General features: G+C 48.7%; 11 protein-coding genes and 3 tRNA genes. 13 read left to right on the top strand and 1 reads right to left on the bottom strand.

The annotated features are described in order from the left end of the window. Positions 1-641: 641 nt before the first annotated feature. Both murB and birA read left to right on the top strand, forming a co-directional pair. Positions 642-1682, top strand: coding sequence for a UDP-N-acetylmuramate dehydrogenase (gene murB / locus GNT65_RS20025; RefSeq protein ID WP_160798934.1), 1041 nt, complete (start codon positions 642-644; stop codon positions 1680-1682). Next, the gene (birA, locus tag GNT65_RS20020) at positions 1675-2634 is read left to right on the top strand and encodes a bifunctional biotin--[acetyl-CoA-carboxylase] ligase/biotin operon repressor BirA (RefSeq protein WP_160798933.1); all 960 of its coding nucleotides are present in this window, start codon (positions 1675-1677) and stop codon (positions 2632-2634) included. The genes murB and birA overlap by 8 nt, the downstream gene beginning before the upstream one ends. Positions 2635-2700: 66 nt before the next feature. Here birA and coaA read toward each other — a convergent pair whose 3' ends face one another. Further along, a complete protein-coding gene (gene coaA, locus GNT65_RS20015) occupies positions 2701-3651 on the bottom strand; it encodes a type I pantothenate kinase (RefSeq protein ID WP_160798932.1) in 951 nt (316 codons plus the stop codon). 235 nt (positions 3652-3886) lie between these two features. On the opposite strand from coaA, the gene GNT65_RS20010 reads away from it, so the two are divergent. The 11 genes from GNT65_RS20010 to rpoB all read left to right on the top strand — a co-directional run bounded on the left by GNT65_RS20010 (position 3887) and on the right by rpoB (position 13464). After that, positions 3887-3962: transfer RNA gene (locus GNT65_RS20010), tRNA-Thr, on the top strand. Between the two features lie 7 nt (positions 3963-3969). Further along, positions 3970-4054: transfer RNA gene (locus tag GNT65_RS20005), tRNA-Tyr, on the top strand. Positions 4055-4090: 36 nt separating this feature from the next. Beyond that, a tRNA-Gly gene (locus GNT65_RS20000) sits at positions 4091-4164 on the top strand. 189 nt (positions 4165-4353) lie between these two features. Beyond that, complete coding sequence (tuf, locus tag GNT65_RS19995; protein ID WP_160798924.1) at positions 4354-5538, top strand: elongation factor Tu; 1185 nt, start codon at positions 4354-4356, stop codon at positions 5536-5538. Between the two features lie 283 nt (positions 5539-5821). After that, positions 5822-6193: a preprotein translocase subunit SecE gene (gene secE, locus GNT65_RS19990; RefSeq protein ID WP_041508308.1), complete on the top strand. Its 372-nt coding sequence runs from the start codon at positions 5822-5824 to the stop codon at positions 6191-6193. 9 nt (positions 6194-6202) lie between these two features. Continuing rightward, positions 6203-6745 carry a transcription termination/antitermination protein NusG gene (gene nusG / locus GNT65_RS19985; RefSeq protein WP_011863955.1) on the top strand — a complete coding sequence of 181 codons (543 nt, stop codon included), beginning with the start codon at positions 6203-6205 and terminating at the stop codon, positions 6743-6745. Positions 6746-6872: 127 nt separating this feature from the next. Beyond that, complete coding sequence (gene rplK, locus GNT65_RS19980; protein WP_160798931.1) at positions 6873-7301, top strand: 50S ribosomal protein L11; 429 nt, start codon at positions 6873-6875, stop codon at positions 7299-7301. Between the two features lie 4 nt (positions 7302-7305). Next, positions 7306-8007, top strand: coding sequence for a 50S ribosomal protein L1 (gene rplA / locus GNT65_RS19975; protein ID WP_160798930.1), 702 nt, complete (start codon positions 7306-7308; stop codon positions 8005-8007). Positions 8008-8274: 267 nt separating this feature from the next. Next, positions 8275-8772, top strand: coding sequence for a 50S ribosomal protein L10 (rplJ, locus tag GNT65_RS19970; protein ID WP_160798929.1), 498 nt, complete (start codon positions 8275-8277; stop codon positions 8770-8772). 53 nt (positions 8773-8825) lie between these two features. Beyond that, the gene (rplL, locus tag GNT65_RS19965) at positions 8826-9194 is read left to right on the top strand and encodes a 50S ribosomal protein L7/L12 (RefSeq protein WP_160798928.1); all 369 of its coding nucleotides are present in this window, start codon (positions 8826-8828) and stop codon (positions 9192-9194) included. Between the two features lie 238 nt (positions 9195-9432). Then, on the top strand, positions 9433-13464 hold the full coding sequence (rpoB, locus tag GNT65_RS19960) for a DNA-directed RNA polymerase subunit beta (protein ID WP_160798927.1): 4032 nt from the start codon (positions 9433-9435) through the stop codon (positions 13462-13464). Positions 13465-13476 lie beyond the last annotated feature (12 nt).

Below are 13476 nucleotides of genomic sequence, written 5' to 3'. Positions count from 1 at the left end.
ATCCTGCATAATCGACACTTCCACCGTCCGTGGTGGTCGTATGGTGAAGCACTTGCGTTTATCAAACGAAGTTTGATGCAAGGGATGAACGCGGAGAGCTTTGCTCGAAGCTGGCCATGACAGGCGCCTACTCCCGACGTCGGTCGATAAATGCTCCTTCTATATCGACACTTCCACCATCCATGGTGGTCGCCCCACCGCTAAGCGGGGTCTCCGGCTACGAAGCATAGCTTCTCCGCGTTCAAGTGAGGCTAAATACTGAGTATTTAAAGAGCCTCACTTTCACCCCCATGTGTTCGCTGCGCGAACCGAGTAGGTCATTTCAAGCTGCTACGGTTCTATTGCTTTTGACAAAGTAACTGAATGTATATTCCCTGTGTTCAGTTCTAGTCGGATGTCTTACGCCCCCATGTGAGGTAAGTGTTGTGGCAGTATCCGATATTTTTTATAGTGCCTTATAACCCACAAGCACAGTCCAAGACGCGAGTTTTCACTCTGTGAACTCCACTCGTCGCAATCTGTAACTATCCATATAAGAATCTTGCGATCCCGTAAGATTAATCTTTGTTGGGATTTAGGTTGCCGGGGCCAGATACGTTACAATGGCTTTTTTGACTGATTGGCAAATACACGCTTCCTCTATGGACTCTAAGACCACGCATTCTTTAACGCAATTTAATACCCTGGGCATTAAGGCTGATTGCCTTCGATTGGTTCGAGCAAGGCAGGAGGCTGAGCTTGTTGCCATCTGTTTACAGGCCTTTAAGCAGCAAGAGCCAATATTGCTGATAGGTGGTGGTAGCAACATTGTGCTCACCGAAACCTTTGAAGGGACTGCTGTATTGGTAGAGACCAAAGGTATTGAGGTGACTCAGGGTGAGCAATGTTACTACCTTAAGGTTGAGGCCGGCGAGGTGTGGCATGATCTCATTAATTTCTGTCTCGATAATGAGATGCCAGGGCTCGAGAACCTTGCGTTGATTCCAGGTTCAGTCGGCGCCGCGCCCATCCAAAATATCGGTGCCTATGGCGCCGAGTTGGCTCAGTTCTGTGACTGGGTCGAATATCTAGACCTAGTTAGCGGCGAGATAAAGCGACTAAAAGGCGGTGACTGCGAGTTTGCCTACCGAGAATCCATCTTCAAGAATGCCCTTAAACATCGCGCCGTCATTTTGCGGGTGGGCTTCGTGTTGCCCAAGGCGTGGCAGCCCAACCTGAGTTATGGGCCACTACAAGAATTGAGCGAGCGTAGCCAAGGGGTGACGCCAAGAGAGGTGTTCGATTGCATCTGTGAGACGCGAATGGCCAAACTGCCCGATCCTGCCGTGCTGGGTAACGTCGGCAGTTTCTTTAAGAATCCGGTTGTGAGCCAGCAAACATTCGACGCGCTTAAGCGGCAATATTCCGACATAGTAGGCTATACGCTAGATGATTCAAAGATTAAGTTGGCGGCGGGCTGGTTGATCGATAGGGCTGGGCTCAAGGGCCTGTCTGTCGGCAATGCATCGATTCATCTTAAGCAGGCTTTAGTTATTGTCAATAAAGGGGGCTGCTCGGGTCAGGATGTGTGTGACCTGGCAAGGCTAGTGATAGATAGGATATTCGAGCAATTTGGCGTAAGGTTAGAAGTCGAACCTAGGATCATAGGCGCAACAGGACAGAAGGAATTAGCAGATGCATGATCAGTGGGCCCGTCGCCGGGACATTATTCGCTTGTTGAGCCAGGGGCAGTTTGTGTCGGGCGAGGCGCTGGCCAGTGAGCTCGGTATTTCTCGGGCGGCAGTCAGTAAGCAGGTGGCCAACCTAGAGGAGTTTGGTGTCGATATCTATAGTGTCAAAGGCAAGGGCTATAAGTTAGCCACGCCTATCTCGTTTATCGAAGAGGCAGCGCTTAAGACCTCTATCAAGAATCGTTGTTTCTACTTCAATGAGATCAACAGTACCAACGGATTCCTGCTTGAGCATGTGAAGGACCTCAGCAGCGGCGATATCTGCGTGGCCGAGTACCAGTCTGCCGGGCGAGGACGCCGTGGACGCCAATGGGTATCACCTTATGGTTGCCATCTCTATACCTCCTTCTACTGGCAGTTTTCTCAGGGCATGGCCCAGGCAATGGGGCTAAGCCTAGTGGTCGGCTGCTCATTAGTGACTGTGCTACGTTCATTGGGCGTCGAAGGCATTGGGGTTAAGTGGCCCAACGATATCTATCTAAATCATAAGAAGCTTGCGGGCATACTGATCGAGATGAGTGGTCAGGCTGACAGCGTGTGCGATCTGGTGATTGGCATAGGCATTAACCTTTCCATGTCGCCGGCCCAGGCGGATAAAATAGATCAACCCTGGAGCGACCTGTCTGAGTTAGCGCAATTGCCGGACAAAACCGAATTAATGATAGCGCTGCAGCAGCAGTTAGTTACCGATCTTGAACTGTTTCAGCGCCAAGGGCTCAAGGCATTTCAGTCAAGGTGGCGTGAGGCCGACCTATTTGACGGTGAGCCTATCAAGTTGTTGATGGGAGAGCATAGCGTCGAGGGGATCTGCTGCGGAATTGACGAGCAGGGGGCGATATTGCTCAAGACGGAGGAGGGCACCAAGTCCTTCGTCGGCGGCGAGATCTCCATGCGTCCCGCATAACAAAACGGCCATCAATTGATGGCCGTTTGTTTATCTGTAAGCAAGTGTCGGCTATCTGTTGCCAGCCTATTTACGCATCAGCACCTGGTGCATCATATGATCTGTTCCCTTGCGCAGGATAAGATGGGCCCTGTCCCGGGTGGGTTGAATATTCAGATTCAGGTTTGGACCGTTGATGCTGTCCCAGATATTAGCGGCTATCTTGGTGGCCTCATCGTCATTTAACTCAGAATAGTGATGGAAGTACGAGTTAGGGTCACTAAAGGCGCCGGTACGGAACTTCAGGAAGCGGGAGATATACCACTCCTTGAGCAGCGGCTCCTCGGCATCCACATAGATAGAGAAGTCGACAAAGTCGGAGACGAAGGGCTGTTGTATGGCGACATGGGTATCTTGCCCCGTCTGCAGTACATTGAGCCCCTCGATGATCAAAATATCGGGCTGTTCTATCGCCTGTTGGGTATCGGCCACCCTGTCGTAACTGATATGGGAATAGATAGGCGCATGCACCAGACTCTCACCAGCCTTTATCTTTGAGATAAACTCGACAAGTAGCTTCATATCATAGCTTTCTGGAAATCCCTTACGCTGTAGCAGCCCGCGGCGCTTTAGCTCGGATAGGGGATAGAGGAAGCCATCTGTGGTGACCAGGTCGACCTTGGGATGCTCGGGCCACTGACGCAATAGCGCCTGCAGGATACGCGCCGTCGTGCTCTTACCCACGGCGACACTGCCGGCGATGCTGATAATATAGGGGCGCTTAGGCGGCACACGACCGAGAAACTGATTCAATACCAGTCCTCTCTGCTGCTTGGCGCCGACGATTAGATTCAGCAGGCGGCTTAGCGGCAGATAGATGTCGGTCACTTCATCGAGAGAGATAGATTCGTTGATGCCGCGCAGATCGTCGAGATCGGATTCGCTGAGTGTCAGAGGCACAGATTTTCGCAGCTCGGCCCACTGTTGGCGGGCAAATGCGAGATAGAGTGCATTATGAATTTGGTTGTTGGCGTGCATGAATGAAATCTCCCCTTAGGCAAGGCACAGTACACCATAGACCTCGGTGGAACAACATCAAAAACACGATTCCATAATGGCTGATTAACCTGTTTAGAGATAATGGGTAAATAGTGCACTTTCTGGTGCTTGCGTGGCGGAAAAAACGTCGTTTAGGTGATTTTTTTGCAGATTTTTAAAATTAGGTATTGCACTTGTGCTCACGATTACCTAATATCCGCTACCGAAATGACACGCCGGCATAGCTCAGTTGGTAGAGCAACTGACTTGTAATCAGTAGGTCCCGAGTTCGACTCTTGGTGCCGGCACCATTTCTCTGGAGGGGTTCCCGAGTGGCCAAAGGGATCAGACTGTAAATCTGACGGCTCAGCCTTCGAAGGTTCGAATCCTTCTCCCTCCACCATTTTTCTAGGTAGTTAGGTAACCTTAGTTAGGTTGCGCGGATGTCGTATAATGGTATTACTCCAGCCTTCCAAGCTGATAACGCGGGTTCGATTCCCGCCATCCGCTCCAATTTTCGCTGATTGTGCCCGTATCTATGAGCCAACCCAACAGGGTCCCGTTCACGATAAACTGCCTTCAGCCTTCCAAACTAAGCTTCCCTGATTATCTTAATTAAATCGATTCGATGACATTATAGGCATCGGATTTTTTGTTGTATGTAGATTTCATCACCAAGTATCTCTTAATTGGGGCAATACCATGGCTAAAGAAAAATTTGAACGTAGCAAACCTCACGTAAACGTGGGCACCATCGGTCACGTTGACCATGGTAAAACAACTCTTACAGCTGCTATCTCTCACGTACTGACTAAGACGTACGGTGGTGAAGCTAAAGATTTCGCACAGATCGATAACGCTCCAGAAGAGCGTGAGCGCGGTATTACCATCAATACCTCTCACATCGAGTACGATACTCCAACTCGTCACTACGCACACGTAGACTGCCCAGGTCACGCTGACTATGTTAAAAACATGATCACTGGTGCTGCACAGATGGACGGCGCTATCCTGGTAGTAGCTTCTACTGACGGTCCAATGCCACAGACTCGTGAGCACATCCTGCTTTCTCGTCAGGTAGGTGTACCTTACATCATCGTATTCATGAACAAGTGTGACATGGTTGATGATGAAGAGCTGCTAGAACTGGTTGAGATGGAAGTTCGTGAACTGCTATCTGAATATGACTTCCCAGGTGATGACCTACCAGTTATCCAAGGTTCTGCACTGAAAGCCCTAGAAGGCGAGGCAGAGTGGGAAGCTAAGATCGTAGAACTAGCTGAAGCGCTAGATTCTTACATCCCAGAGCCAGAGCGTGCTATCGACGGTGCATTCATTCTGCCAATCGAAGACGTATTCTCAATCTCAGGCCGTGGTACTGTAGTAACAGGTCGTGTTGAGCGCGGTATCATCAAAGTTGGTGACGAAGTAGAAATCGTAGGTATCAAAGACACTACTAAGACTACTTGTACTGGTGTTGAAATGTTCCGTAAGCTGCTTGACGAAGGTCGTGCAGGTGAGAACTGTGGTGTACTACTACGTGGTACTAAGCGTGATGAAGTTGAGCGTGGTCAAGTACTGGCTCAGCCTGGTTCAATCACTCCACACACTCAGTTCGAATCAGAAGTATACGTACTGTCAAAAGAAGAAGGTGGTCGTCACACTCCATTCTTCAAAGGCTACCGTCCACAGTTCTACTTCCGTACAACTGACGTAACCGGTACTATCGAGCTGCCAGAAGGCGTTGAAATGGTAATGCCTGGTGACAACATCAAGATGAACGTAACCCTAATCTGCCCAATCGCGATGGATGAAGGTCTACGTTTCGCTATCCGTGAAGGTGGCCGTACAGTTGGTGCTGGTGTTGTAGCTAAGATCATCGCTTAATAGCGTTTGATTTTACAGAGACACTGAAAAAGGCAGCTTAGGCTGCCTTTTTTGTTTTAGGTCACTCAGATATTGTGATTATCCTTGTGCGGCTGAGCCTTGCTAACTGCGCGGAATAAGAATACAATCTATGGCCGATTTTTGACCCTCTGGGCTTACTGCTTGCTCTGGGAGTAAGTTCGGAGAATGTTAGTGGTATGGTCTTGGCTATCTCGGCGGTTGCGAGTTTTTAAAAGCCTGACCAGACTTAAGCTCAGGTCGTAGTGAGTAACGGAATTAACCGATGACAACAAATACTGAAAACCAGGGAAACTCTCTGGATATCGTTAAATGGGGCATAGTAGTCGTACTACTAGCGGCCGCCATTATTGCTAATCAGATGTATAGCGAAGCTAGTGTATTAGTTCGTGCTATCGGTGTCGTAGTGGCATTTGCTATAGCAGGTTTTATCGCGCTTCAAACCGAGAAGGGTAAACAAGCGCTGACTTTCGCTCGCGAGTCTCACATTGAAGTGCGCAAAGTGGTATGGCCGACGCGTCAAGAAGCCCTAAACACGACATTTATCGTACTGGCGGCAACAGGCGTACTGGCATTGGTCCTTTGGGGAATGGATGCTGTATTGCTGAGAATTGTTAATTTTATTACGGGCGTATAGGCATTTCATATGACTGAAGCTAAAAAAAGATGGTATGTGGTTCAGGCCTTTTCGGGTTATGAAGGTCGTGTATGCAAATCATTGCTTGAACACATCAAAATGCACGGCATGGAGCACTACTTCGGTGAAGTGCTAGTTCCGACCGAAGAAGTTGTCGAGATGCGTGCTGGCCAGCGTCGTAAGAGCGAGCGTAAGTTCTTCCCTGGTTATGTGTTGGTACAGATGGAAATGAACGATGAAAGCTGGCACTTGGTAAAGAGCATCCCACGCGTGATGGGCTTTATCGGTGGCACCTCTGATCGTCCTGCGCCTATCTCTGATCGCGAAGCTGATGCGATTCTGCAGCGCCTACAAGAGACTACAGAGTCTCCGACTCATCGCGTGATGTTTGAGCCGGGTGAAGTGGTTCGTGTTACCGACGGTCCTTTTGCCGACTTCAACGGTACCGTTGAAGAGGTGGACTACGAGAAGAACCGCGTTAAGGTGTCGGTAATGATCTTCGGTCGTTCAACACCTGTAGAGCTTGATTTCAGCCAGATCGAAAAAAGCTGATTAAATAAAGCACAAAACGTATTGGAAATGGGTGCGGATTTTTTGTATAATCCGCACCCATTATTTTCGGGGAGCTAATCGACATGTCGTCGTTAGCGTTTGTACCCAAACTTGAGGAAAATGTCTCATGGCAAAGAAAGTTGATGGTTACATCAAACTACAAGTAGCAGCCGGTGCTGCAAACCCGTCGCCACCAGTTGGTCCTGCATTGGGTCAAAAAGGTGTCAACATCATGGAATTCTGTAAAGCATTCAACGCTCGTACTGAAAAGTTCGACAAAGGTATGCCGATTCCTGTTGTGATCACTGTTTACACTGATCGCTCTTTCACTTTTGAAACTAAGACTCCACCTGCTTCATTCCTGCTGCTGAAAGCTGCTGGTCTTAAGTCTGGTTCTGGCCGTCCTAACACTGAAAAAGTGGGAACTATCAAGCGTAGCGCTGTCCAGGAAATCGCTGAGACTAAAGCCGCTGATATGACTGGTGCTGACATTGAAGCGATGACTCGCTCAATCGAAGGTACTGCGCGTTCAATGGGTTTGGTAGTAGAGGATTAATATCATGGCAAAGCTAACTAAACGCGCGCGTTTGATTCGCGAGAAAGTAGAAGTAACTAAAAGCTACGACATCAACGAAGCTGTTGCACTACTGAAAGAACTAGCTACTGCTAAGTTCGTTGAAAGTGTTGACGTTGCGGTTAACCTAGGTGTTGACCCACGTAAATCAGACCAAAACGTTCGTGGCGCTACTGTTCTGCCACACGGTACTGGTCGTGAAGTACGTGTTGCTGTGTTTACTCAAGGTGCCAACGCTGACGCCGCTAAAGAAGCTGGCGCTGAGCTAGTTGGTATGGACGAGCTTGCTGCACAAGTTAAAGCTGGTGAAATGAACTTCGACGTAGTTATCGCATCTCCTGATGCAATGCGCGTTGTTGGTCAGTTAGGTCAAATCCTGGGCCCACGTGGTCTGATGCCTAACCCTAAGACCGGTACTGTAACGCCAAACGTTGCTGAAGCTGTTAAGAACGCTAAAGCTGGTCAGGTTCGTTACCGCAACGACAAGAACGGTATCATCCACACTACCATCGGTAAAGTGGACTTCGAAACTGTTCAACTGAAAGAAAACCTAGACGCTCTGCTAGGCGCGCTTATCAAAGCTAAGCCAGCTTCTGCGAAAGGCGTTTTCGTTAAGAAAGTTAGCATCTCTACCACTATGGGTGCAGGTGTTGCGGTTGATCAGAGCACTCTGAGCCCAACTGCTTAATTTCTTAGCTTGTTTTACAAGGTGCGGGGATTAGTCTATAATGCGCGCACCTTGTGGGTTGAGGACCATTTTCATTCGTGTAAATGGTTCACGTCCAAGACCGTAGGTGTTAACGAATAAACGTTAGCTTAATTCCCTACGTAGACGGTGTCGGACCCCAGATAGATTTATTCTGCCTGGATATTCGCGCCGTAAGTAACTGAGTATTTAATACTTAGTATGGTAATTGCTAGGGATATCCCTAGATTGAATCCAGGAGTAAAGCCAATGGCATTAAGACTCGAAGACAAAAAAGCGATTGTTGCTGAAGTCAACGAAGCTGCCAAAGGTGCTTTATCTGCAGTTGTTGCCGATTCTCGCGGTGTGACTGTAGGTGATATGACCGGTCTTCGCAAAACTGCTCGTGAAGCTGGTGTTTACGTAAAAGTTGTACGTAACACACTGGTTAAGCGTGCTGTTGAAGGTACTGATTTTGAGTGCCTAGGCGAAACGTTTACTGGTCCTACTTTGATTGCATTCTCTAACGAGCACCCAGGTGCCGCTGCGCGTCTTCTTAAAGATTTCGCTAAAGCGCAAGAGAAGTTTGAAATCAAAGCAGCAGCCTTTGAAGGGGAATTAATCCCTGCAAGCGACATTGATCGTTTAGCAAAACTACCAACATACGAAGAAGCTCTAGCACAGTTCATGATGACTCTGAAAGAAGCATCTGCTGGCAAGTTCGTTCGTACATTGGCCGCTCTACGCGATCAGAAAGAAGCTGCTTAATTTTACAAGCCGCTTAAATAAATTGAATTCAGTACAATTAGGAATTTTTTGTTATGTCTATCACTAAAGACCAAATCTTAGAAGCCCTTGCAGAAATGTCTGTAATGGAAGTTGTTGAACTAATCGAAGCAATGGAAGAGAAGTTCGGCGTTTCTGCCGCTGCTGCTGTTGTTTCTGGTGGTGCTGCTGACGCTGGCGCTGCTGAAGAGAAGACAGAATTCGACGTAATTCTTGCTTCACACGGCGACAACAAAGTTGCAGTAATTAAAGCTCTTCGTGGCGCTACAGGTCTAGGCCTGAAAGAAGCCAAGGGTATGGCTGAATCAGCTCCAGTAGCTGTTAAAGAAGGCATCTCTAAAGAAGAAGCTGAAGCTCTGAAGAAAGATCTTGAAGAAGCCGGTGCTCAAGTAGAGATCAAGTAAGTTATACTCTAACTTACAACCTCCCGAGCAATCGGGCGGAGGCTGACGGTTTTTTAACCGTCGGCCTTTTTTGCGCTGTAAGCGTAGGCGATTTTTTATTCACCGTTTGTCGCCAGATTTCGCAGTCCCTAGCAGAGATTATTGGTTAGGTTCTTGCTTTCAACGGTGATGGGCAAACGTGCTGTTGCAACTCAGTGTTGTTTCAGTCTTGGTCACATCTCGCAATCAGAGGAAACCCATGGTTTACTCCTATTCTGAAAAGAAGCGTATTCGCAAAGACTTTGGTAAGCGTCCACAAGTGTTGGATATCCCTTACCTTCTGTCAATCCAGTTGGACTCGTTTAAGAAGTTCACCGATCAAGATCCTACAGGTGAGCGTGGTTTAGAAGCCGCTTTCCGTAGCGTTTTTCCCATCAAGAGCTTTTCTGGTAACTCAGAGCTGCAATATGTCAGCTATAAGCTAGGTGAGCCAGTTTTTGATGTGAAAGAGTGTCAAATTCGCGGTGTTACATACTCTGCTCCACTACGTGTTAAGCTGCGTATGGTGCTGTATGATCGTGAAGCTGCGCCTGGCACAGTTAAAGACATTAAAGAACAAGAAGTCTATATGGGGGATATCCCTCTGATGACTGAAAACGGTACCTTTGTTATCAATGGTACCGAGCGTGTTATCGTATCTCAGCTACACCGTAGTCCTGGTGTGTTCTTCGATCACGACCGTGGTAAGACCCACTCTTCAGGTAAGGTGCTTTATAACGCACGTATTATTCCTTACCGTGGCTCATGGTTGGACTTCGAGTTCGATCCTAAAGATGCACTGTTTGTACGTATCGACCGTCGTCGTAAGCTTGCGGCGTCTATCATTCTGCGTGCACTTGACTACTCTACTCAAGACATTCTCGATCTGTTCTTCGAACGCGTTCAGTACAAGATCAAGAAAGATAGCCTAGTCATGGCGTTGGTTGCCGATCGTCTACGCGGTGAGACTGCAAGCTACGATATCAAAGACATTGAAGGTACCATTATAGTTGAGAAGGGCCGCCGTATTACTGCGCGTCATATTCGTCAGCTTGAAAAGACCAACACCACAGAGCTTGAAGTACCTGTAGAGTACATCTCAGGCAAGATTGCTGCACAAGACTATATCGACCCAGACACGGGCGAAGTACTGGTTTCTGCTAACGCCGAAATCAGCCTGGAAGATCTTGCTAAGCTGTCTATGGCCGGCATCAAAGAGATCGACACCCTATACATCAACGAGCTTGATCACGGTGCCTATATCTCTGACACACTACGTATCGATTCAACCACTAACCGTCTAGAGGCCCTGGTTGAGATCTATCGTATGATGCGTCCTGGCGAGCCGCCAACCAAGGATGCTGCCGAAGCGCTATTCCAAAATCTCTTCTTCAGCGAAGAGCGTTACGACCTGTCTAAAGTAGGTCGTATGAAGTTCAACCGTCGTCTTAGTATCGAAGACGATGAAGGTACAGGTATCCTGACCAAAGAAGATATCGTTGCAGTAATGCAGAAGATCATCGAAATCCGTAACGGTAACGATGAAGTCGACGATATCGACCACCTGGGTAACCGTCGTATCCGTAGTGTTGGTGAAATGGCTGAGAACCAGTTCCGTGTCGGTCTTGTTCGTGTAGAACGTGCCGTACGTGAGCGTCTGTCTCTTGGCGATCTTAACGAGCTCATGCCACAAGATCTGATCAACGCTAAGCCGATTTCTGCGGCAGTGAAAGAGTTCTTCGGTTCTTCTCAGCTGTCTCAATTCATGGACCAGAACAACCCGCTGTCAGAAGTGACACACAAGCGTCGTATTTCGGCTCTTGGCCCAGGCGGTCTGACCCGTGAGCGTGCAGGTTTCGAGGTTCGAGACGTTCACCCAACTCACTATGGTCGTCTATGTCCGATTGAGACCCCTGAAGGTCCAAACATTGGTCTGATCAACTCGTTGGCAAGCTTCGCGCGTACCAACTCATACGGCTTCCTCGAAACACCATACCGCAAAGTGGTTGATGGTGTGATCACAGATCAGGTGGATTACCTGTCTGCTATCGAAGAAGGTCGTTACGTGATCGCACAGGCCAACATCGAAGTCGATGCCAATGGCCGTATGGTTGAAGAGCAGATCGCTTGTCGTCATAAGGGTGAATCAACCTTTATGCGCGCTGCAGACGTTCAATACATGGACGTATCTCCGCAGCAGATCATCTCTGTGGCGGCATCTCTGATTCCGTTCCTGGAACACGATGATGCGAACCGTGCATTGATGGGTGCGAACATGCAACGTCAGGCGGTACCGACACTTAAGGCCGACAAGCCACTAGTAGGTACAGGTATTGAGCGTACTCTGGCCGTTGACTCAGGCGTAGTGGTTGCCGCTAAGCGTGGCGGTTACATTGACTATGTCGATGCGAGCCGCATCGTGGTTAAGGTTAACGAAGATGAGCTGACTCCTGGTGAAGCCGGTATCGACATCTACAACCTGACTAAGTACACACGTTCTAACCAGAACACCTGTATCAACCAGCGTCCATGTTGTAGCGTTGGTGAGCCAGTGGTTCGTGGTGACGTACTGGCCGATGGTCCATCTACCGACCTAGGTGATCTGGCGCTTGGTCAGAACATGCGTATCGCGTTCATGCCTTGGAACGGCTACAACTTCGAGGATTCGATCTTAATCTCTGAGCGCGTTGCGCAAGAGGATCGTTTCACCACTATCCATATTCAAGAGCTTTCTTGTATCGCGCGTGATACTAAGCTGGGTAGCGAAGAGATCACTGCCGATATTCCAAACGTAGGTGAGTCTGCGCTATCTAAGCTGGATGAATCAGGTATCGTTTATATCGGTGCAGAAGTGAAGGGTGGCGACATCCTGGTTGGTAAGGTTACGCCTAAGGGTGAGACTCAGCTGACCCCTGAAGAGAAGCTGCTACGCGCTATCTTCGGTGAGAAGGCTTCTGACGTTAAAGACAGCTCGCTGCGTGTCCCTAACTCTGTTAAGGGGACCATCATCGACGTTCAGGTATTTACCCGTGACGGCGTTGAGAAGGACAAGCGTGCTGTAGAAATCGAAGAGATGCACATCGCTCAGGCTAAGAAAGACCTGACCGAAGAGTTCAAGATCCTTGAAGAAGGTGTCTTCGGCCGTGCGCGTAACCTTCTCCTGGGAGCAGGTTTTGCCGAAGCCGAGCTTGATGCGCTGCCACGTCCTCAACTACTGGTACAAACCATTGAAGACGAAGCTAAGCAGACTGAACTCGAGCAACTTGCCGAGCAGCATGAAGAGCTGAAAGCAGATTTCGATAAGAAATTCGAGATCAAACGCCGCAAGATCACCCAAGGTGATGACTTGGCTCCTGGCGTACTCAAGATCGTTAAGGTTTACCTGGCGGTTAAGCGTACTATCCAGCCTGGTGACAAGATGGCGGGTCGTCACGGTAACAAGGGTGTTATCTCTAAGATTAACCCAATCGAAGATATGCCGTACGACGAAAATGGTAACCCAGTGGACATAGTACTAAACCCACTCGGTGTACCATCACGTATGAACATAGGTCAGGTTCTCGAAGTGCACTTAGGTGCCGCGGCCAAGGGCATTGGTGATCAAATCACAGCCATGCTTGAAGAGCAGCGTGAACTTGCAGAGCTTCGTGGCTACATCAAGAAGGTGTACGAACTGGGTGAAGACGTGCAGCAGCAAGTCGATATCGATTCGTTCACCGATGAAGAAGTTCTACGTCTTGCTAAGAACCTCAAAGGCGGTATCCCGACTGCGACACCAGCATTCGACGGCGCGAAAGAGAAAGAGATTAAGGACATGCTTGAACTAGCGGGTCTGCCAACCTCTGGACAGCGTAAGTTGTTTGATGGTCGTACCGGTAACGAATTTGAACGCCCAGTAACCGTTGGTTACATGTACATGCTTAAACTTAACCACTTGGTTGACGATAAGATGCACGCGCGTTCAACAGGTTCTTACAGTCTTGTTACTCAGCAGCCACTGGGCGGTAAAGCTCAGTTTGGTGGTCAGCGTTTCGGTGAGATGGAAGTGTGGGCACTTGAAGCATACGGTGCCGCTTACACGCTACAAGAAATGCTTACTGTTAAGTCTGATGACGTTAACGGTCGTACTCAGATGTATAAGAACATCGTCGACGGTAACCATCAGATGCAACCAGGTATGCCTGAGTCCTTCAACGTATTGCTGAAGGAGATCCGTTCGCTCGGTATTAACATCGAGTTGGATCAAGAGTAAGACTTGGCCATC

Origin of the sequence: Shewanella insulae (assembly GCF_009831655.1) — a bacterium.
Taxonomy (GTDB): domain Bacteria; phylum Pseudomonadota; class Gammaproteobacteria; order Enterobacterales; family Shewanellaceae; genus Shewanella; species Shewanella insulae.
The sequence above is the reverse complement of the archived record's forward strand: the minus strand, read 5'-3'. Positions and strand labels throughout refer to the sequence as shown.

Excerpts from the sequence above, each read along its gene's own strand:
- murB (WP_160798934.1), top strand. The coding sequence starts at position 642 with ATGGACTCTAAGACCACGCATTCTTTAACGCAATTTAATACCCTGGGC.
- birA (WP_160798933.1), top strand. The coding sequence starts at position 1,675 with ATGCATGATCAGTGGGCCCGTCGCCGGGACATTATTCGCTTGTTGAGC.
- coaA (WP_160798932.1), bottom strand. The coding sequence starts at position 3,651 with ATGCACGCCAACAACCAAATTCATAATGCACTCTATCTCGCATTTGCC.
- tuf (WP_160798924.1), top strand. The coding sequence starts at position 4,354 with ATGGCTAAAGAAAAATTTGAACGTAGCAAACCTCACGTAAACGTGGGC.
- secE (WP_041508308.1), top strand. The coding sequence starts at position 5,822 with ATGACAACAAATACTGAAAACCAGGGAAACTCTCTGGATATCGTTAAA.
- nusG (WP_011863955.1), top strand. The coding sequence starts at position 6,203 with ATGACTGAAGCTAAAAAAAGATGGTATGTGGTTCAGGCCTTTTCGGGT.
- rplK (WP_160798931.1), top strand. The coding sequence starts at position 6,873 with ATGGCAAAGAAAGTTGATGGTTACATCAAACTACAAGTAGCAGCCGGT.
- rplA (WP_160798930.1), top strand. The coding sequence starts at position 7,306 with ATGGCAAAGCTAACTAAACGCGCGCGTTTGATTCGCGAGAAAGTAGAA.
- rplJ (WP_160798929.1), top strand. The coding sequence starts at position 8,275 with ATGGCATTAAGACTCGAAGACAAAAAAGCGATTGTTGCTGAAGTCAAC.
- rplL (WP_160798928.1), top strand. The coding sequence starts at position 8,826 with ATGTCTATCACTAAAGACCAAATCTTAGAAGCCCTTGCAGAAATGTCT.
- rpoB (WP_160798927.1), top strand. The coding sequence starts at position 9,433 with ATGGTTTACTCCTATTCTGAAAAGAAGCGTATTCGCAAAGACTTTGGT.